This is a genomic window from Limnofasciculus baicalensis BBK-W-15, assembly GCF_024178385.1.
GTDB lineage: Bacteria > Cyanobacteriota > Cyanobacteriia > Cyanobacteriales > Coleofasciculaceae > Limnofasciculus > Limnofasciculus baicalensis.
This window is the reverse complement of the sequence record NZ_JAMZMM010000092.1, coordinates 1-18,360: the sequence shown is the minus strand read 5'-3', so window position 1 is coordinate 18,360 and position 18,360 is coordinate 1. Positions and strand designations below refer to the sequence as shown.

At 40.4% G+C, this 18,360-nt stretch carries 19 protein-coding genes; 6 read left to right on the top strand and 13 right to left on the bottom strand.

Annotated elements, in window-relative coordinates; genetic code table 11:
• Positions 1 to 378 precede the first annotated feature (378 nt).
• The 3 genes from NJ959_RS11485 to NJ959_RS11470 all read right to left on the bottom strand — a co-directional run bounded on the left by NJ959_RS11485 (position 379) and on the right by NJ959_RS11470 (position 3,134).
• Positions 379 to 1,803 carry a cation:proton antiporter gene (locus NJ959_RS11485; RefSeq protein WP_373693645.1) on the bottom strand — a complete coding sequence of 475 codons (1,425 nt, stop codon included), beginning with the start codon at positions 1,801 to 1,803 and terminating at the stop codon, positions 379 to 381.
• Between the two features lie 381 nt (positions 1,804 to 2,184).
• A complete protein-coding gene (locus NJ959_RS11475) occupies positions 2,185 to 2,598 on the bottom strand; it encodes a mannose-binding lectin (protein ID WP_254011889.1) in 414 nt (137 codons plus the stop codon).
• A 293-nt stretch (positions 2,599 to 2,891) separates the two neighbouring features.
• Entirely contained in the window at positions 2,892 to 3,134 is a 243-nt protein-coding gene (locus tag NJ959_RS11470; protein WP_254011888.1) for an acetyltransferase, read from the bottom strand.
• Positions 3,135 to 3,258: 124 nt separating this feature from the next.
• Between NJ959_RS11470 and NJ959_RS11465 the strand changes: the two genes are divergently transcribed.
• A complete protein-coding gene (locus NJ959_RS11465; RefSeq protein ID WP_254011887.1) occupies positions 3,259 to 3,828 on the top strand; it encodes a hypothetical protein in 570 nt (189 codons plus the stop codon).
• Between the two features lie 54 nt (positions 3,829 to 3,882).
• Positions 3,883 to 4,671: an ABC transporter ATP-binding protein gene (locus tag NJ959_RS11460; protein WP_254011886.1), complete on the top strand. Its 789-nt coding sequence runs from the start codon at positions 3,883 to 3,885 to the stop codon at positions 4,669 to 4,671.
• Positions 4,672 to 4,860: 189 nt separating this feature from the next.
• Here the strand turns inward: NJ959_RS11460 and NJ959_RS11455 are convergent, their stop codons facing one another.
• Positions 4,861 to 5,625, bottom strand: coding sequence for a response regulator transcription factor (locus NJ959_RS11455; protein ID WP_254011885.1), 765 nt, complete (start codon positions 5,623 to 5,625; stop codon positions 4,861 to 4,863).
• Between the two features lie 290 nt (positions 5,626 to 5,915).
• Between NJ959_RS11455 and NJ959_RS11450 the strand changes: the two genes are divergently transcribed.
• A complete protein-coding gene (locus NJ959_RS11450) occupies positions 5,916 to 7,502 on the top strand; it encodes a glycosyltransferase family protein (protein WP_254011884.1) in 1,587 nt (528 codons plus the stop codon).
• Here NJ959_RS11450 and NJ959_RS11445 read toward each other — a convergent pair.
• From NJ959_RS11445 to NJ959_RS11435, 3 genes are all read right to left on the bottom strand, one after another.
• A complete protein-coding gene (locus NJ959_RS11445; RefSeq protein WP_254011883.1) occupies positions 7,499 to 7,819 on the bottom strand; it encodes a hypothetical protein in 321 nt (106 codons plus the stop codon). The genes NJ959_RS11450 and NJ959_RS11445 overlap by 4 nt on opposite strands.
• On the bottom strand, positions 7,816 to 9,267 hold the full coding sequence (locus tag NJ959_RS11440; protein WP_254011882.1) for a radical SAM protein: 1,452 nt from the start codon (positions 9,265 to 9,267) through the stop codon (positions 7,816 to 7,818). Before NJ959_RS11440 ends, NJ959_RS11445 begins: the two co-directional genes overlap by 4 nt.
• Before the next feature lie 159 nt (positions 9,268 to 9,426).
• Positions 9,427 to 9,891, bottom strand: coding sequence for a regulatory protein RecX (locus NJ959_RS11435; protein WP_254011881.1), 465 nt, complete (start codon positions 9,889 to 9,891; stop codon positions 9,427 to 9,429).
• A gap of 171 nt (positions 9,892 to 10,062) precedes the next feature.
• On the opposite strand from NJ959_RS11435, the gene NJ959_RS11430 reads away from it, so the two are divergent.
• The gene (locus NJ959_RS11430; RefSeq protein WP_373693644.1) at positions 10,063 to 10,383 is read left to right on the top strand and encodes a hypothetical protein; all 321 of its coding nucleotides are present in this window, start codon (positions 10,063 to 10,065) and stop codon (positions 10,381 to 10,383) included.
• 138 nt (positions 10,384 to 10,521) lie between these two features.
• On the opposite strand, the gene crcB is transcribed toward NJ959_RS11430, so the two are convergent.
• Complete coding sequence (gene crcB, locus NJ959_RS11425; RefSeq protein WP_254011879.1) at positions 10,522 to 10,920, bottom strand: fluoride efflux transporter CrcB; 399 nt, start codon at positions 10,918 to 10,920, stop codon at positions 10,522 to 10,524.
• A gap of 43 nt (positions 10,921 to 10,963) precedes the next feature.
• Positions 10,964 to 11,182 carry a hypothetical protein gene (locus NJ959_RS11420; protein WP_254011878.1) on the bottom strand — a complete coding sequence of 73 codons (219 nt, stop codon included), beginning with the start codon at positions 11,180 to 11,182 and terminating at the stop codon, positions 10,964 to 10,966.
• A gap of 117 nt (positions 11,183 to 11,299) precedes the next feature.
• Between NJ959_RS11420 and NJ959_RS11415 the strand changes: the two genes are divergently transcribed.
• Positions 11,300 to 11,659: a hypothetical protein gene (locus NJ959_RS11415; protein WP_254011877.1), complete on the top strand. Its 360-nt coding sequence runs from the start codon at positions 11,300 to 11,302 to the stop codon at positions 11,657 to 11,659.
• Positions 11,660 to 11,793: 134 nt separating this feature from the next.
• The gene (locus tag NJ959_RS11410; protein ID WP_254011876.1) at positions 11,794 to 12,120 is read left to right on the top strand and encodes a PIN domain-containing protein; all 327 of its coding nucleotides are present in this window, start codon (positions 11,794 to 11,796) and stop codon (positions 12,118 to 12,120) included.
• Between the two features lie 35 nt (positions 12,121 to 12,155).
• Here the strand turns inward: NJ959_RS11410 and NJ959_RS11405 are convergent, their stop codons facing one another.
• The 4 genes from NJ959_RS11405 to NJ959_RS11390 all read right to left on the bottom strand — a co-directional run bounded on the left by NJ959_RS11405 (position 12,156) and on the right by NJ959_RS11390 (position 18,049).
• On the bottom strand, positions 12,156 to 14,441 hold the full coding sequence (locus tag NJ959_RS11405; protein ID WP_254011875.1) for a tetratricopeptide repeat protein: 2,286 nt from the start codon (positions 14,439 to 14,441) through the stop codon (positions 12,156 to 12,158).
• A gap of 89 nt (positions 14,442 to 14,530) precedes the next feature.
• Complete coding sequence (locus NJ959_RS11400; protein ID WP_254011874.1) at positions 14,531 to 15,070, bottom strand: hypothetical protein; 540 nt, start codon at positions 15,068 to 15,070, stop codon at positions 14,531 to 14,533.
• Positions 15,067 to 15,327, bottom strand: coding sequence for a DUF4365 domain-containing protein (locus NJ959_RS11395; protein WP_254011873.1), 261 nt, complete (start codon positions 15,325 to 15,327; stop codon positions 15,067 to 15,069). Before NJ959_RS11395 ends, NJ959_RS11400 begins: the two co-directional genes overlap by 4 nt.
• Before the next feature lie 94 nt (positions 15,328 to 15,421).
• The gene (locus NJ959_RS11390) at positions 15,422 to 18,049 is read right to left on the bottom strand and encodes a hypothetical protein (protein WP_254011872.1); all 2,628 of its coding nucleotides are present in this window, start codon (positions 18,047 to 18,049) and stop codon (positions 15,422 to 15,424) included.
• Positions 18,050 to 18,360 lie beyond the last annotated feature (311 nt).

Sequence of the window (18,360 nt, the reverse complement as noted above, 5' to 3'; positions counted from 1 at the left end):
CCAATAATAGCTGAAACGACGCAATCTCGTCAAGTATTGAGAATTAATCTTAATACAGATCGACGAATTTAATACACTTTCAGCCGTTTCCTAATTTGTTAAGTTATATGGATTACTTTCTTTTGTTAAATTATGTTAATTACTTATGCCAATTACTTTTTTTTGTTAACTTATGTTAATTGCTTTTGTTTGAGGGTGAGGGGGAAACTGTCTAAATATAACTGGCTCATAATTTTAGTCCATTTCAATGGACTTCAGCTATTAGCCGTGGACTTGAGTCCACGGCTGGTTTTCTTGCTCTACTGACAATGGTGCAAGTTATCAGTTTTAATGGACTTAATCGATGAGACAGAGAATTAACGATCCTGTCTATTTCAGCTAAGATTCACCTGGCAAAGTAGATGACTCCGTTAAATTTTCCCCTGTAGTTGGTGGTTGCAGAGGTTTCCCAAAAGCAACTCGCAAAAATGGCGGAGCCAAAAATGTAGTGAGAATTACCATGATAATAATTGATACCTCTAAAGGCTTATCCAGCACTCCACTTGCGGAGCCAATTCCAGCAAAAACTAATCCCACTTCACCTCGTGGAATCATGCCAATCCCAATCGCAATTCGATTAATTCCAGGTTGACCAAATACCGCCCAACCTGTCACCACTTTACCGAAAATTGCTACCACAATCAAAAATACGGCGATCGAAAGTCCTGCCCGATTCTCCGGTACGGCTGGATTTAGCACACCCAAATCAGCCCTAGCACCCACAGTCACAAAAAAGATAGGTACTAGTAAATCTGAAATCGGCTTCACCAATTCATCTAACTCATTACGGGCATCACTTTCATCCAAAACTAAGCCTGCTGCAAATGCACCCAAAATCGCCTCAAGATGAATGGCGTTGCCCAGAAATGCCATAAAGAAGGCAAAAATAAATGCCGGAATCACTATATTTCCACGAGTTTTGAGTTTCTCGACAATCGCTGTAAAGCTTTTGTTAAAAATGCCACCTAAGAGAATCGAACCGATTAAAAAAGCAGTAGCACTGATAATCAAATAAATGACATTAATAACATCAATCTCACCTGTTTTAGCTAAACTGGCGACAACAGCTAGGACAATAATGCCCAACACATCATCAATCACAGCAGCCCCAACAATTATTTGACCTTCTTTGGATTTAAGTTGTCCTAATTCAGACAATACTTTGGATGTAATTCCGATACTAGTTGCTGTTAATGCCGCACCTGCAAAAATTGCCGGAATTGCCGGAGTATGGAATAACATCATTAAGCCAACTGTACCAGCGGCAAAAGGCACTGCTACCCCCACACAGGCGACAACAACAGCTTGAATTCCCACTTCTTTTAGTTGTCTGAGATCGGATTCTAGCCCAATTTCAAAGAGGAGAATAATTACGCCTAATTCAGCTAAAACTGAAACAACTTCACTTTGGGACTCAAATACATTGATAAGTGCTTCAGGAGATAGATGATTAATCCATTCCAGCACAGTCATAACTACTGAATCTGAGGCTGATAATCCACCTTCAGGAAACACGATTAGGTGTAAAGCAGATACACCAACAATCACCCCTGCGACTAGTTCGCCCAAAACAGGGGGGAAATCAAAATTCCTCGCTACTTCTGCCCCCAGTTTACTGGCGAGATAGATGACTACTAAACTCAGTAAAACTCCGCTGAGAACAATTGGTGAATTTTCTGGCTCGACTGTTGCTAATAACGGTACAGGAGCAATTAGGGATGCCATCCCAGAAGTTAAGGTAGTCATTGTATGGTGCAAAAACATGGTTTAGTTTTGATAGTCAGAAGGAGGGAAACCTCTTTATTATTCCTTTATTTAATCTAAAAATGGATATGAATTTTTCTGGTAGTCATTTAAAGGGTCGATTAGCAATATATGCTTTGCTTGAATGCCACACTAGTTCAATTAAGTTATAGCCTGTGCTATAATCTGGCAAATATCTAAATGAATATAAGGATAATGAAACAGCCCTGCTTCACAAGGGGGCTAAGATGGAGTAAGTGCGATGCTTACGGCGGGCGAAGCCATCATATTTTACACCCTCTTAACCTCGCCTTTCTCAATAGACATCTCCGAAAAAGAATCTCAAACCATTGCCCTGTCTAGATGAAAACCTAATTTCTGGAGATGTCTAATGGTAATTAATTATTCGTATGTTAGACTGCCATCAATGTTAGCAATGTGAGCATCTAGCTCGATATCTGATTGCTCTATGCCATCTGCTTTTTTACACTGAGCAGTAAGTAACAATTCTTTGGTCGCCAGTGACTGTGCTAAAGCAATATCGTCGCAGGTGTCGGCAAAATATTTGCCACCCCAGGATAATATGCCATCTTTAGCACCAATGTATTCATTTAAGTTGATATCGCTATTTTCTTTAGTCACTCCATCTGCTTTTTCGCAAGTTGCGACAAGATATGGATCATCAATATATATGTCCTCGCAGGTTTGGCTAAATTCACCTGTTGCCATCGCTCGCTCGACGACTAAGTTAAAGGACAGAACAAACGCAAACAAAAATGCCAAAGCAATTTTGATGATCTTCGATACTTTATTCATTTTTTGTGGATCTCAGTTACAAACTGTAAAGTAAGGGACTATGGACAATATGATCCTCAGTGTCTCGTTTGAAGGCACTTATATAAGAATAGAGAAGTTTTGAACTACTGTCAACCCCAGGATTTTATTTTTTTGCCAAGGGTATTAACGATTGGTTTATTTCCGTTGTCGTGTACTAAGTCATATCGTTATGTCTATCTAGGGCGATACCTATTGGCACTAAAACTTCCTTAATGCTCAAAATTAATGTCCAGTAGGATAGCTGACAAACACACCCTACTGGAGATAATTCTTTAAACTGCGATCGCAAAACTAACTTTGTTAAGATGATTTTGGCGATAGTGAGAATCTAGCCAGCAACGAGGCAGAGATTCACCAGAGGGAAAAACCAGATCGGATTTGGGGAAAGATTCGGGATCTTGCATTTCTTCTCCCGCCTGCAATTGACCCATAATTTCCGTAAGGCATGGATTATAAAGGTCCTCCAGCGTCAGGACTTCCACCAACGCACCAGTTGGTTTGTGCAGTACTAACATACAGCCTCCCCTGTTATTAAAGCCTAACAACTTTGACTTTAGCACAATTAAATGGATCGGTATGTCAAATAATGTAAAGCTGAGAGATAATAGAAAAATATCTTAACTGTTACAAAACATAAACATGCTATCGGAATCCCAGCCATCTAGCTATTCTGTCTTTCACATTTCCCCCTTGATTCGCATCACCTTACTCGCTTTCTATCTGGCGCTGACTATTCCCCTACCGTTTTTAGCTTCGGCTGCTGCCGCACCCTTACCGTCAGAGGTGCTATGGGTGGGATTATGTTTGGGATTATTTGCCCTTTGGGGTGCGTTAAGTGAAAGGGTAATTGTGGATGAGGAAAAAATTCAGGTAGTCTATCCCTTTTGGTTTCCTTCTTTCTTTCGCAAAGGGTGGTTTTTATCTTGGGCTGAGGTGAAGGATTTGAAAATGCGCACCACAGGGCAAGGGGGATTGGTGTATTATTTTGTAAGTAAATCTTCGGATCGAGCTTATTTACTGCCAATGCGGGTAGTGGGATTTGCTCGGTTGGTTGGGCTAATCGAAAATTATACGGGAATTGATACTACTGATATTCGACCTTTATCTCAGCCTTGGATGTATCTGATTTTGTTAGGATTTACATTGCTGCTGTTGCTTGTTGATGGCTGGACTATTTGGACGGCAATCAGTCTGGGGTTGGTGGCTTAAATATATATTTTAAACGCAAAGGGCGCAAAGGAAGAGCGCAAAGGACGCAAAGTTTTGAATTTTGAAGAAGTATTAGAGCCGCAGATTCAGTCGCCTCAACTTGAGTTAAAGGAGGTGAGTCTTGTTACTGAGGGCAAGGGGGCACTCAAGGGAATGCCTATATTAACAGGTATTTCTTTGGCGGTGAATAGAGGGGAACGTATTTGTATAATTGGGTCATCTGGTGCTGGTAAAACTTCTCTGTTGCGACTGTTGAATCGATTGGAGGAACCGACTGGTGGTATCATTTATTTAGATGATCGAGATTATCGGAAAATTCCTGTTTTAGATTTGCGGCGGGCGGTGATGTTGCTGCTTCAAGAACCTAAATTATTAGGAATGACGGTTAGAGAGGCTTTGGATTATCCATTAGTATTGCAGAAGTTCTCGAGAAATGCAATCGAACAACGGGTGGAAATGATGCGGGAACTTTTCCATATTCCTAATGAATGGTTGGAGAGGACAGAATTGCAGCTTTCTGCTGGACAACGGCAATTAGTTGCAATCGCGCGTGCTTTGGTTATTCAACCTAAAATATTATTACTTGATGAGCCAACATCTGCTCTTGATGCTGGCACTGGTATTCATGTGCTTAATGTTTTGGTTGATTTGGCGGAAAATCAGGGGATGACTATTTTAATGGTTAATCATCAGCTTGATATGGCCCAAAGGTTTTGTGACAGGGTATTCTATTTGCAGCAGGGGCAGTTACTTGAGGATACTTCGTCGATTCAGATGGATTGGCAATATTTGCGAGAAAGGTTAGTTGATGCTGAAACTCAAGCTTCTCAAGAGTGGTTTTGACTTGTTGTTGGTTGTTGGTTATTAGTTGTTGGTTGTTAGTTGTTAGTTGTTAGTTGTTGGTTGTCCTTGACTCGAAAATGATGGCTAATTATCAATCACCCATTCCCCATTACCCAGACAAATAACAAATAACCAACAAATAATCACAAAGAATAAATAACAAATAACCAACAAATAACCAACAAATAACTAATTTCTAGATCCCACTGATATCAACTGAGGATTATTGTTGCGATCTGGTAGTTTTTTTTGTGTAAATTGATCTCTCTGAAGGATATCTGGATTAAACCGATAACCGACATTGCGAACAGTTTGAATTAAGTTGGGTTGTCGGGGATCTTTTTCAACTTTTTTGCGGAGAGAGAGGACATGGGTATCAATGGTGCGGGGGTTATCAATAGCATCTGGCCAAGCACGACGCAGTAATTCTGAACGAGTTAATGGTAATCCTTCCGCTTGGGCTAACACGTAGAGTAAGCTAAATTCTTGAGGGGTTAAGTCAATAAATTCACCTTTAAAACATACCCGACGCTGGACTAAATCGATTTTGATATCCCCGTATTCGAGTATCATTGGAGCAGCACTCATGCGAATGCGGCGGAGTAGTGCCTCAACCCGTGCCAAAAATTCTTGCATTCCAAAGGGTTTTTTTAGATAATCGTCAGCGCCTGCTTTTAAACCTCTGACAATATCAGCTTCGCGATCGCGGGCTGATAGCATTAAGATGGGCGACTGTAGTTGCTGCCCAATCCAGGAGCAAAATTCTACACCATCGCCATCGGGTAAGTCAGAGTCGAGGATGATGAGTGTCGGTTGACGATGGAAGATGGTATCTCTCGCCTGCTGAAGTGAGGCAGATTGATATACCCCATACCCTGCCTGCTGTAAGTGCCAGCCTAATAGCGATCGCAAGTGAGGGTTACCCTCAATAATTAAAATATGAACTGAAGCCATGCCGCCTCCTGAGAAAATAGGGAGTAGGGGATGGGTAACCTAGAGTGAAGAAGGGAGATTTTAATACGGAGTTGCGGTAATCCTGCCATGGCGAACCTACTTACTTTTAGGTGTTGCTTCTCAGGTTAACAAAGCTAATGTCAGGATTTTGTAACACCCGCTACAAGGATGAAGGATGAAGGTTGAATGTTGAAGGATGAAGGATAAAAATATATAGCTCCAACTTGGTATAAAATTCCTAAAATTCTCGGTATCGCTGCGTTGAATAAAATAATTAAGGAGACTAAATAATGTCAGTAATTGAGCCAGTGGATATCTTAATTCTATCTAACGCACCAGGAGAAGTAACTACTTGGGTACTTCCTGTCGTTAAAGCTTTGCGAGAAAAACTAGGAAATAATTATGATTTAATCCGGATTTCAGTTATACTATCCCCTTGTCCCAACGCGACTGGCAAAGAAGCTGCGATCGCACTTTCATATTCTGAGGTAAATCGAGTTCAGAGTGCGGAGCATTTTTGGCCATTTTTGCTGTGGGGGAAAACGGCAGAAAATTGGGATTGGCGAGATAAAGGTGTTGTTGTTTTCTTAGGTGGAGATCAATTTTTCACTGTAGTTATTGGTAAACGTTTAGGTTATCGTACTGTTGTTTATGCTGAATGGGAAGCACGATGGCATTCTTTAATCGATCGTTTTGGAGTAATGAAAGCGGAAACTATTGCCAGTGTGTCACAAAAGTATGCTAAAAAGTTTACTGTTGTGGGAGATTTAATGTCAGATGTAGCACGGGATGAGGTGGTAGATTTTAGGAGTAATTTGGTAGTATTATTTCCTGGATCTAAAGCAGCGAAACTAGCACAGGGATTACCTTTAACTTTAGCGATCGCAGAATATATTCACGCAGCTAAACCCCAAACTCGCTTTGGGATTCCGGTTGCACCAACTTTAGATTTAGCAACTTTGGTATCTTTTGCAAATCCTAAACAAAATCCACTAATCGACCAATTTAGTTGGGCAAGTGCTGAACTAATTATACCAGAAAATACAGATCAGATTAGATCGAACAAACCAGAAACTACTTCAGAATCATCCCAATCTAGCAAAAACCGAGATTATATTCTTGCTCCCCCCTTTAATAAGGGGGGTTGGGGGGGTGAAAACTCTAGCGAAAAACAAGTATCTTTGCCAAAACAGGATTATCCCACTACGGGAGCATCCCACTTTGGCAAAGATACTCATTTTTTGACAAAAAAAACCCCCCAGCCCCCCTTGTCAAAGGGGGGAGCAAGAATACAGCCTGCATTTCTTCCAAAACAGGATGCTCCCACTACTCCTGCCAATTCATCTTTAAAAATTGGCGATTCATCTAATCAAGAACAACCATTTCTTAAGACAAGTAAAGGTTTATCTGTTGAACTTTGGCAAGAGTTTCCAGCTCATCATCTTTTATCTCAATGCCAAATATGTCTGACTACTGTAGGTGCAAATACTGCTGAGTTAGGCGCATTAGGAGTACCGATGATTATTTTGCTACCTACTAACCAATTGGATGCCATGCGGAGTTGGGATGGATTGCCGGGATTATTGGCAAATTTACCAGGAGTGGGATCGAGTTTTGCTAAGTTAATTAACTGGTTTGTTTTACAACAGGTTTTGCGAAAGGGGCGTTTATTTGCATGGCCTAATATTTGGGCAAAGGAGGAAATTGTACCAGAATTTGCGGGAAAACTTGAGCCGCAGGATGTGGCAAAATTGGTTCTAGATTATTTAGAAAATCCAGAAAAGTTAGAAGAAATGCGCTCCCGTCTCCGTGGGGTTCGAGGTAAACCTGGTGCGGCACAAAAGTTAGCCCAATTGGTGTGCGAGGAACTCTTTTAGGGAAACATATTTTTAAACAATAACCAGCAACCCCCATTTAGTAAAGCTGTCAATACCGCCCCGATAATGATTCCTTTCATTAATCCCCATTTTCGCTTCCACCTCAGCCAAAATACTAGGGGAATAACATAGATTAGTTGAGTTATGCCAATTCCTAATAGTGCATATAAGTATATGATTCCGATACTGGAATTCCCTGTTGAGCTTGCTGCTGAGGCAATTGCTCCTAATATAGTAAGCGCCGATATATGGCATCCTGAAAGTAACAAAATACCTAAGAATATTTTCCCAAATTCATTCATTGTTTTACGTCTCATTTCTGGGTAACATAGTTTAGATTTGGTGCATTTTCATGAAGTTGAGAAACTAAGTGATATCCAGCACTACCCTCTCGATAGAACATATTAAAGGTATCAAAGGGAATAATTCTCCCATCGGGATGGACAATGTGAATACAGGATCTTTTTACGGAACGAACATCAAAATTATAAGCGTCTAAGAATTGAACAATCATTACTCGAAACACATTGTCATAATTAATCCCTTCGGGTACAGGTAGCATCGGCAAACAACAGAGTAGTTGTTTTAATGAAGTCGCGGCAGACAGAGGAGAATGACTGGTGGAAAATAACTCAAAAATATGGCGCTTTAGTTCTTCATTTTGTTCGTAAATAACGCTATTAGGCACGATATCGACAAATTTGTTAGGATCGATTAATCCAGTTAATGGGATTACTTTACCATTCAACTTTAGCGCATAACCCATCGCCAAACAATCGGGATGACAGGGAACTGGTAAAATATCTTCTGGTTTAAAGTGGGGACTTTGCTGTAAAATCGATCTGCGGACTTCTGTCAGAGTATATCTATTCTTTTTTGCATCAAATCCAGTCAAACGCCCCGCAGCTTGAATGGGTTGAAAGTTTACACCTCGCACAGATTTCTGTTTTAATGCGTAATCGATAATTTTACCTATTTCCCCATCATTCAATCCTTTTTTGAGGGTGACAACTAAGGTGGTGGAGATATTAAACTCATTCAGATTTGCGATCGCGTTTTTCCGCACTTCCCGTAAATCAGCCCCCCGCAACTCCTGAAGTGCTTCGGCTTCAAAGCTATCAAATTGCAAATAAATTTCAATTCCTGGCTTATACTGACTAAGGCGATGGCAAAATGTTTTATCTTTGGCAATCCTCACTCCATTAGTATTAATCATTAAATGCTTAATCGGCTTACTCTTCACCAAATCCATAATTTCAAAGAATTCTGGATGAATAGTAGGTTCCCCTCCACTCAACTGAATGATTTGGGGTTCCCCTTCATTAGCCACCACTGCATCTAACATCCGTTCAATTTGGGCTAAACTCCGGTGCTTTCGGGGTTGATTTCCATTAGTAGAAAGTTCTTCAGCACCGGAATCCGCATAACAAATAGGACAAGAAAGATTGCACCTATCCGTCACTTCAATTAAAGTAAGACAGCTATGTTGTTCGTGATCCGGGCAGAGTCCACAATCATAAGGACAACCGTATTTTATTGGCGTATTAAATTTGAGTGGCATATCCCCTGGCTTAATAAATTCCAGAGATTTCTTATAATACTCAATATCATCAGCAATCAGGACTTCCTCATGTCCATGAGTCGGACAATGTTTCACCAAATAAACGCAATCATCTCTAAAGATAATTTTCGCTTCAACCTTAACCAAGCATTTCGAGCAAACGCTGTTAGTTAAAGCATAAAATAGATAAGGTCGAGTTGGCATGTTAGTTGTTAGTTGTTAGTTGTTAGTTGTTAGTTGTTTGTTGTTATCTATCTGTAAAAAAAACCTCCTCTCATAATCATTTCACATCTTACCTCAAAACCTCTGCGAACCTCTCTCTTACCCTCTGCGCACCTCTGCGTAAAAAAGACCTCTTATCCCCTACTCAACCATCTCATCCTGCTCCCTCTGCCACTGTGCTAAAACCTGACCAGGATTAAACCCCCTATACTGAAGATAATTCCATAATTTTACCTTAGTTTTCTGCTCAATAGAACGAAAGTTATCAATCTTATACTTCCGCATCACCTTAGCTTTTAACTCATCCAATTCACCCGTATCCTCTTCCTCAGTTTGAGATGCCCAAATTTCCTCAAATAGATCGGAATTAATTCCCTTCTCCAGACATTTGCGCTTAATCAGCGACTTGCCATATTTACCATGATAGGAGGTAATTAGGCTTTCGACTACGCGGGAGTCAGATTGATAATTTTGCTCCTGTAAATCCTCAATAGATTTAGCGATTTCCTGAAGATCGAACCCTTTTGCTTGCGCTTTTTGGGTAAGCTCCCGCACGCTGTACTCTCGGCGAGATAAAAGTTTGTAGAAATAGTCTATGGAAGTCATAGTCGTTGTCAGGTGTGCTAGATTTATGCTAACCTAATTTATTATAATTATAGCGTTTCCCAAGACGAGAATTTCAGGTAACCGAAGTAATCTTTTAGATCTAGGCATTGGATGAGTTAAACATGAAAAATTTATACGATTTGCTCAAAAATATCAAAAAAAAGACCCGCGATGTATTTGGGGAGGCATTCCATCTTTAATCTCCAGGCATTTTTGGATGGATATTATTTTGCTAGACGCGAAATTGGCGTACCGTTGACAGAAGAAGAGGCTGAATTTCAAGAATTCCTAAAATGGATACGAGATAGATTCAATATTGAGACGGGACAATTATGGGCAAGTATTCTGCTGTTTCATTCCGCCGATGAAAAGAGCGCAGTCGATAGGTTTTTTAGTTTGTTTGAAGAATTTATCAATCGAGATAAAAGTCAGGAAAAGGATGAAAAACAGGTTGAAATTGTGAGTAATATACAGCAGATTGCAAGTATATGAGGTACATAGAAACCCGGTTTCTTTAAGAAATCGGGTTTCTGAAGTGTATTCGATCGACCAACAATCTGCTGTATTTTTAGTTTAAGGAAGTTAAGGAGTAATCCCGACATTTGCCAAGGATGTCAGAGTAGTTCATTTTCATTTTAATAACCCAGCTAAAATAACGCCCAATTGAATGCTAATCAGCCCCAATATCGCACTTCCCGCCCAATAAAAACCCGCAGCGGTAAAACTCCCCTCCCGCAACAACATCACACTCTCCAATCCATAAGTGGAAAAAGTCGTATAAGCACCCAGAAAACCAGTCGTTACCATTAACCTTACCTCTGGAGAAATTGCCACAACTCTTTCTAAAGCAAAGGTAACAAAAAATCCCATCCCCAAACACCCAGTTAGGTTAATAAAAAGAGTGCCGAATGGAAAAGATATCCCGAAGGTTTTAGCAAACCATAAAGTCAGATAGTAGCGACTTAATGCACCCGCAATTGCCCCCAAACTAATGGCAATGGGAATGCGAAGATGAGGATCTGATATCATTTTATATTTGAGATTATAGTATTACGGCAATTAATAAACTATTTTAATCATAAATTATCATATATTCTCGAAAAACCGGAGATAAATTAAACAGGATTTTATTCCCTTCTGTTGTTTTGAGTAAATAGCGCTTACTCAAAGATTGTAACCCATTAATTAAATCCACTGATGATAATGATAAAACTTGTCTCAAGTCTTCTCTTGACATCGGTTGATTCGTCTTACTTAATTCTAAAGTAATCTGTCTTTCTATAGAACCCATTTGACATCCTTGACCTAAAATATCCTAAAATTAAGCAAGATACTTGAGGTATAGTGAAAAAATGTCCGCCTTACTGATTTTTATGGTAAGGGAGAGATCAAATATAGGGAGAAAAATATGTCTGAGCAAAATTTAAGTAGTTTAACAAACATACCGAGTACAGAAGTTGCACATGAAAACTATCTCCTCGCCAAGTTAATTCTCGAAATTCAGCAAACACCAGACGAATATTTGCCCAATTTACTGCAAATCGTGCGTTTATTTCGTGAAAGCGTCACAATGAAGCCAGTATCGTCGGATGCTTGGGTAAAGGCGATGGATGGAATCAAGAATCCTCACCCTGTAAAGAAAGCTGTACAGCAAATTGCGTTAAGTGAATTGTTAAGGAAATGGGAGGAAGATGGAGATGAAGAAGAGCAAACAGAAACCGCTGAAATTCTCTGTCAAAACCTAGAAGAAAATCCCGTATCAATATAAACCATTCCATGAGCAAAATAATATTACTAGATTCTGATCCTTTAGGAATGGTTACCACTCCTAAAGCGAAATCACTTGTATGTCATGAATGCAAACTTTGGTTCAATTCTCTGGAGCCAAAGGGCTACATAGTGATGTTACCTGAAATCGCAGACTATGAAGTTCGACGTGAATTGCTTCGGGCAGGTAAAATAGCAGGTATTCAACGACTTAACCAACTCAAAGCTCTCCTTTGTTACTTACCTATCACTACAGAAGTAATCCTCAAGGCTGCCGATTTTTGGGCGCCACGACAGGAAGGAAAACCAAAAGCCGACTCTAAAGCTTTGGATGGTGATGTAATTTTAGCAGCTCAGGCGGCATTGATAGCAGAGGAGGGGAATGAAGTTATAATTGCTACTACGAATGTAGCACATTTATCTCAATTTGTTGATGCCCGTGAATGGCGACTAATCCAGTAATGGTTTCTGAGAAAATCCCCACATCAACCCCTTTATCAATACTGTTCCCAAGGTGGTTGGAATCCCCGCCGTTGTAAAAAATCCTCTTGAATTTCCTGACGGCGACGGGATAAATCGCTATTAACTACTCCCCCATTTTGAATTTGTTCGATTTGCATTCCCTCAATTTCTGTAAATGCTTTCATCTGAAAATCTCTCGCTCTATCCAAATCTATCAAAGTACGGCGAATATCCTTATCATTTGGGTTAATTGCCAAGGATTGATAATACAAATCAGCCGCATCATTAAACCGTTTTTGTTGAAATCGCACTCCCGCTAATGCGGATAAAGCATCTCGATTACTGGGTTGCGCGGCTAATATAATATTGTAGGCTTGGGATGCTAATTCAAAATCTTTAATCGCTTGCCCTAATTCTCCTTGCAAAAAGTAACTGCGAATATTAGTAGGATCGCGAGCAACTAATTCAGCTACTCTTACCCTTGCTTGCTCTGGACTTCTCTGGGCGATAACTTGAATGGAGCGGATTTGAATAGGGATATTATTTGGATCGATTTGGAGGAGATAATTATATATTCCTTCCCGTCTAGCATGAGCGGGTAATGTACCAACTAGAGCAAATAATTCTGGTGGTGCATTGTTAGGCGGTTGGGTTTGAAACCAGTAATTCAGAATTCCCTCTGCTTGTAATTCAGAAATCACTTTCGCTTCATAAGCCAGAGAAGTACGAGCTAATTGTAGCGTTAAATCTTGGGGATTGCGAGCAATAAGTTGGTCAAATATAACTAGTGCATCAATCGGGCGATTCTGTTGCACCCGCACTGTTGCCAAACCTCGCAGTGCGCCCATTATAATATCTGAATCCGGTGGATTGCTAGCAATTAAAGCTTGATAACGATAAGCACTTCCTTCTAAATTACCCTCGCGTCGCTCAATTTCAGCAGCTAGTAATTGAGGGGATAAATCCTTCGCTCCTTCTGGCGTGGCAGCGTAAGCAGCTAAAGCTTGTCTTGCCCCACCTAAATCGTTATTTTCGATTAAAAGTTGAGCGATGCGGAAATTTAAAAATGGTACATTAGCACCCGATTGGAGTAAACCAAAATAAACAGCAATAAATTCTGGTCCTGGTGGATCGATTCCTGCTAAACTTTGAGCAAGTTGTTGTCGTTCATTGGGATCTGCGGGTAGGGGTTGTACCGCAGCAAATAAACGCGATCGCAAATCGGCTTTAGAAATTAAGCCAAGCTGACTTTGTAAAGCCAATACTTTGACAATTAAAGGGCGATTATTCGGTTCTATTTGGATCAGTTGTTGGTAAATTTGTAAAGCAGTTTGCCTTTCCGAGGGTATTCCGGCAAAAACATCCGCCACCTCCCGCAGCAATTTGGGTTCCGGATTGGGAATTTGAGCAAGTGCTTGACGGTAGAGACTAGCAATTTGGGGAGTAAGTGCCGGATTATTACTTTGAGAGCGAATGGCATTTAGCGATCGCGCTAAAGGTAAAATAGCAGCAAGAATTCCTTGTAATGGGGCTAATACGTTTAATGCTTCATTTACCTGTCGATTAGCGAGATAAGCTTGAGATAAAGATCCTCGTGTTTGAATCCCTAAATCATCTAATTGTGGAGAGATTCTCAGTTGATTTTCTAACACCTGAATTGCTCCACCCGGATTACCAGTTTCTCGCAAGGCACGGGCGTAAGCAAGAGCAGTAAAACCACTAATTGGTTTACCACCTGTAGCAAGATAACGGTTAAATAAATCTAATCCTTGTTGGGGATTCCCTGAATTAGTATAGGTTTCCGCAGCACCTAAGAGTATTTCTGGTGTCGGGTTAGCTTGCAATACTATTTGATAATCAGAAATAGCTTCAACAAACCGCTGTTGATATCCATAAAGTAAGGCACGAATACCACGGGATTCATTATCGTTAGGATTAATATTTAATAACCTAGTTAATGCTTCAATTCCTCGTACTTGCCACTCGGAACGAAAAGTACCCAATAAACCTACCGCTTTCAATGCTAATTGATTATTGGGATCTTGTGCTAGCACCTGTTGATAGGCACTCCACGCTTGGGGAATTAATCCCTGTCGCCGATAGGAAATAGCCAAACCTAACTTAGCTTCCAAGGAATCCGGATAGCGCTGTACAGCTTGTTCAAAAATTGCGATCGCATCTTGCACTCGCCCCTGATTTAGTAAGCCAAATCCTTGTCTGACAAGTGTTGGTGTTGCTTGGGCGTATGCGGCACTTTCGTAGGATATTATTGGTATGGTGGCAACTATTCCAGCTAATCCTAATCCAATTATTTTATTCATTCGTTATTGGTTGTTTGTTGTTTGTTGTTTGTTGTTTGTTTAGATAAAGGGTAACTGATAATTATTGTTTTTTTGACTTCTGACTTTATTCAACTCACCCATGCCTCTAAATCTAAAGTAAAATGATGGGAGTTTTTCAGGACAAAATAGCTACCTTGTTTGGCTAAATCTCCTTGGCAGATTACCGGAATTCTAGCTTGATAAGCTTTAACTGCCAATTCATAGACAGGTTCAGCTAATTCTAACTGAATTCGCCGTAACTTCCCTACTACAACGCCCATAATAGTAACTTTACCATCAGTAATTCCTTCTTGCAGGTTGATAACAATCCCCTGTACGGTGATGTTTGATGCACAGGTAAAAATATCCCCTAGAATTTCCAATTGGGAACGTTGTTCCACGATTTCCAGTGTTTTGAGGGCATCACTAATGCGGGAAGCGTAATCGCCTAATTCAGGTTTGAGAGGTAGGATAATTTCAGCGGGTTCGCCTGCGTAATCTTTTAGCCAGATTACACTATTTTCATTAAGGGGATGGTGTTGATGCCAGCCCGTCATTTGCAGATGTTCGGCGAGTTTACCAGGTTCAATTGTTTTCAGAATCTGGCTATCTCTTATGGTGACTTTCATGGGGAACCTCCATTACCAATGCGCTGAATCATCGGATGATATCGGAGGTAGGCATCATGTATAACATTTCTGGAGGTAGATTTTAACTGTAATTCTAGTCTAGGAGAGTATAGCGAACCTCTGCCCCCTTTAGCCGCAATACCCCAGTCAATACTGTCTTCATCTACTTCTGGCTTGTAGAGGGCATAACCAGCAACAGAAGCAACAACACGGACAAAAGTGCTACTAAATTGCTCTTTTTGTTGGTTGATATCCACTAACCCAATTTCTCCAAAGGTTTAACAGTAATCACGCTAACATCAGATGCTAACCCACTAAAACTGAGGTGTAAAAATCACCAATAACCAACAACTAATTCCTCGGAATAACATCAAAATCAGTTTTCACCCGCACACCCACATCAGTTTCCGACAAACCATTATGTTGCTGTAATGTAAAACCAATCCGCATATTGGGTAACAAACGAAAATCATAAAAAAGTTCCAATACATCCGGTTTTTCCTGTCCTTGATTATTGGATAATTGCTGCCCATAGGCTAATCCCAAACGATCGTCTTTAGTAAATACATCCACAAAACTGACACCAATATTATAGGTTAAAGCAGATTCATCTAACTCCCGATTGATATACTTACCGTATCGACCAAAAACCCCCATATTCCACTCCGGAATAAAAACTTCTCCATTGATTCCATAAGATTCTTCACGATCTTTACCATCAAGTCCAAAAGTACCATCACCTCGGTCAATTGAGAAAGCTTCTTGAAAACTTGTTTTAGCACTACCATCACGCCCAGTAGAATAAGTAGCGCGAACAATAGCATTACCCTGGCGAACACCAATTTCTCCGGCAAATCCATCTAAAGAAAAATCACTCAATGCGTTAGAAGATGAGAATGCTGCTGCTTTAGCTTCAATATTATCATTTAACGTCCAATTAACTAAAACTCCTGGATGAGATGCAATCCCGGCAGCATTCAGTGCAGGATTTGTCTGAAAGGCAGAATTAAAGAAATGAGTCACACCATCCTTAGCAAAACTATTGCGATCGAAGTATGATGTTAAGTCTAATTGACCGAGTACAAATCGTAGATTAGGTATATCAGCAAATGGGGCTGTGGCAAAGTAAAGTTCGTTGATATTTATGCCATCTCCAGGAGAATCTGACAAACCACTTGCTTCACTAGTTACATCCAAAGTTGCACCAAATATAGCTTGAGGTGATAGAGGATATTTCCCAGAAAGTCTTGCCCTCCCTACAGAAGATCCTCCCTGAGTGATAAAACTTCCTTGTGCTGTTAAAGAAGGCTGTCTCAATGAGGTACTTCTTAGTTGAGAAAAAGGACCATTGGGTGGTGTTTGTCCACTGATTGGAATGAATGTGGGATTAATTTGAGGCAGGTTGGGATTCGGAATATTGGGATTGGGAAGATTGGGGTATTGAGGTGGAATTTGTGGGATAATTGGTGACTGTGCTACGATGCCAGGATTATAGTTATTAAAATTAACTGGATTTATATTAACAGGATTCGGTAATGGAACTTGGGATTGTGAATAATATGGTGACTCTCCTCCCATGCCTATATTATAGTTATTAAAACTAACTGGATTTACATTAACAGGAGCAGGGAAGGGAACTTGAGACTGAGGGTAGTATGATGATTGTCCTATGCCAGGATTATAGTTATTAAAGCCAACTGGATTTGGATTCAAAGGTGGTGGTAAGGGAACTTGGGATTGAGGGTTATATTGGGGCTGTAATGTACCAGGATTGTAGTTATTTAATCCATTCGGTATCCCCATCATTGGTACTGGCACTAAAATTATAGTTTGCGCACCATTTGGGAATTGTCCCATGCCTGGATTGTAGTTATTTAATCCTTGGGGTATTCCTATTCCTTGTCCCGGTATTACGATTACAGGTTGCGGATAATTGGGATATTGTCCATATCCGGGGTTGTAATTAGAAGCCGCTGCTGGTATTTGGGTTGGGTAATTTTGTTGGTAATTTTGGGTTTGGGGATAATTGGAGTATTGCCCATATCCAGGATTATAGTTATTCCCGGCTCCTGGTATTTGAGTTGGGTAATTTTGTTGGTAATTTTGGGGTTGGGGGTAATTGGGATATTGCCCATATCCAGGATTATAGTTATTCCCAGCTACTGGTATTTGATTTGGATAATTTTGTTGATAATTTTGGGGTTGTGGATAATTGGGATACTGTCCATATCCGGGATTATAATTATTTCCAGCTACTGGGATTTGATTTTGGTAATTTTGTTGGTAATTTTGCGGTTGTGGATAATTAGGGTATTGTCCATATCCGGGATTATAATTAGAAGCGCCTGCTGGGACTAGGTTTGGATAATTTTGTTGATAATTTTGGGGTTGGGGATAATTTGGATATTGTCCATATCCGGGGTTGTAATTATTCCCAGCTACTGGGATTAGGTTTGGGTAATTTTGTTGATAATTTTGGGCTTGAGGATAATTTGGATATTGCCCATATCCTGGATTATAATTATTCCCTACTCCTGGAATCAGGGAAGGAGAAGCAGAAGGAAAAGCTGGAAGTTGACCTAAACTTGAGTTACGGGAACTTTGAGGAATTCGATGGGAGGGGACTGGAACTGGTGGCAGAGTAGGGATTTGCGCCAAAATTAGATTAAGGTGAGGGAAGCCATCGCTTTGTACTAGCGAGTCTTCCTTTAGAGATACTTGGGGAGCGAGTGTCTCCTCCTCTTTTACGAATGCGGTATCTTCAGATACCATATCTGATGATGTAGCCTCGCTCGGTATAGTCGGCGCAGTTTCCGCCGAATCCGTTATCTCTGACAGGGGAGAATAGGCGTGAGCTGGTTTAGTCGTGATTCCGCCTGATGCTGATAAAATAGCGATCGCACCTGCACCAAGCAAGTTAATCCAGAATCGCGGTGCAAGAAAGATAATTTGGATACGATTGGGCACTATGAAGTTCATTGGCACTATTCCCTAGCTGATAAATTTTTTCCCTGCACCCTGTCGCCACTTTAGCAAAGGGATGACTATTTGGCGACTCTTATAGTATCCGATGTTGCTGATACATACATACATAGCACTTACGCTTGACACTCCCCGGTCTAAAGACACAGAGTTTTCAATTTGCTTTCTTAGCATAACCGAAGAAACACGGTTTCTCCTGTTCGCCCTCAAGCTAAAATAAATAAATTAGCTTAAGAAACTGGTTTAAATGGTAATTTCTGAAATCTTCATTAATTATAGTTAAAAACTCTTTCCTCCCACCCCTGCCC